A 1,873-nucleotide genomic window follows, 5' to 3' on the forward strand; every position below is an offset into this window, starting at 1 on the left:
ACTGGACGACCTCACCCCCGAGGCCTTCCGAAAGCACTGGGAAACCACCCACCAACAACTCTCATAGACACTGGCCCGGAAGCTGGGACCCCGTCAAAGCCGCTGTGGCGCGACTTGCCGTTCGACGAAATCGAGAATGATCTGAGCAGTCAATGCAGGATCGTCGATCATCGGTACGTGCCCGACGTCGGGCAGCATCACCAGCTCGGCGCCAGGCAAGGCCGCGAGGATCGGCGCACCATATCGCATAAAAGGCAGCGTGCGATCATGCCAGCCCCACGCGATGCGTACAGGACAAGTCAACTCCGCAAAGGCGGAGATAGGGCCAGCGTCACGAGCGCCGGCGAGGAGATCAGGCAGGACGGCGCAGCCTGCCGCATCCTCTAACATTGCGGTGACTTGTGCCGGCGTCATTCGGTCGGCGTGCTCTGCCACAAGTCGCAGAACCAAGCGGCGAAGCGTCTTGTTAGCCAACAACTTATGGAAAGGCGCCGTTGTCCTGAGCTTAGAGCCGATCTGGAAGATCACCAGCATTCTCGTCAGGTCCCTCGGCAATCGCCATGCTCCGGCCGGCGAAAATGCCAAGACGGAACTGGCCCGACCACGACGCGCCAGTTCCAGCGCGATCCAGCCGCCAAGCGAATTACCGACGAAGTGCGCGGTTTCGATCCCTGCACTGTCGAGCTGGCGGCACATTGAGTCGATGATTCCTTGCACGACCAAGGCCGGAGGAACGGATAAAGGTGGGCCACCACAATGTCCGGCCAGCGTAGGTACGAACACGTGGTGATGTACTTCTAAAGCCGGAAGCAGCGGTTCCCAAACTCGGGCTGACGATGTTGCGCCGTGCAGCAAAACCAGCGGCAACGCAGTGGAATGGGTGCTGAAACCGGCCATTGGAGCCAATCCCCTTTGCGGAAGTCTTCTTTGCACGAAGATCTGGTGAAGTGTGCCGCGCACCCGGGACGAGGCTGCGGTCGCGTCCGCGCGCCACGTCGGCGTCTCGGGCGCGGATTGAGGCACGAGGATCTGCACATGCCGTCCCCCTGTCTTCGGCGGCCATACTGGCCACGCCATCAACCCAATGTGTGCCGACCAACTTTTCGATGCCCGAATCGTCTTCGAATGTTGTCCCACGTTTCTAATCTAGGAAAAATTAGAAGCCTAGCGCGGTAGTTCTGTCAATCTCCCCCAACAGTTCCGGCCAGTCTCGTTCATTTCATCGCTCCCATGCCGTCGGGCACCGCGACGGAAACGCGGTCATCGCTGTCTGCTGTGCCGTCGTCCCGTCGAGGTCTGAAAGTCGGGCACCCTGTGCAAGCCAAGCCCATGGCAGATTCGAACTAGCATTCAAAAGAGCTCTTACTTCACTGGGTCGATTACGGTATCGTCAACGAGGACGGCTTTTGGCCCGTGAGCTTGCGCCCGATGTCATCGGGGACCACAGCCATACTCCCAATACGATGCAGCGGTTTGGGCGGTGATTGGAGCGAGTAAAGAGCACATCCGCTATACGGGACAGCTATAGATCGTATTACGGACGAACGATTATGCGGTCGATCAAGTTCTCAATAGTATGAGCGACGACGGTGGTCGGCCGGTTTGGCAAGCGTGAGAGAGCGTGGACTAATGAGACTGTCTGTCGATGAACCTCTGTCAAAACTGAGAACACTGGTCGGGTTGAGCTCCGTTGTGCCTGTAGCTGTAGGCGCACTCGGTATGGGGGTGGTCTCAGGCAGTAGGCGTCACGGAGTCAATTTCTTCACAGCCAGTTGGCCAGGGTGCCGGAAAAGTCACGTCTCATGAGGTCAGGATCAGTTTGAGGGCGTGATCTGGGTGTCTGGCGTGGTGACGTAGGCCGGCGGCGATGTTG

At 58.9% G+C, this 1,873-nt stretch carries 1 protein-coding gene and 1 pseudogene; one reads left to right on the top strand and one right to left on the bottom strand.

Features of this window, described 5'->3' with window-relative positions:
- Positions 1-93: 93 nt before the first annotated feature.
- A complete protein-coding gene (locus AC2VON_RS19375) occupies positions 94-1,035 on the bottom strand; it encodes an alpha/beta fold hydrolase (RefSeq protein WP_486954403.1) in 942 nt (313 codons plus the stop codon).
- 624 nt (positions 1,036-1,659) lie between these two features.
- On the opposite strand from AC2VON_RS19375, the pseudogene AC2VON_RS19380 reads away from it, so the two are divergent.
- Positions 1,660-1,776: pseudogene (locus AC2VON_RS19380) on the top strand (hypothetical protein); the annotation flags it as partial.
- Positions 1,777-1,873: the final 97 nt, after the last annotated feature.

It is taken from the genome of Mycobacterium sp. TH-M82 (assembly GCF_057473605.1).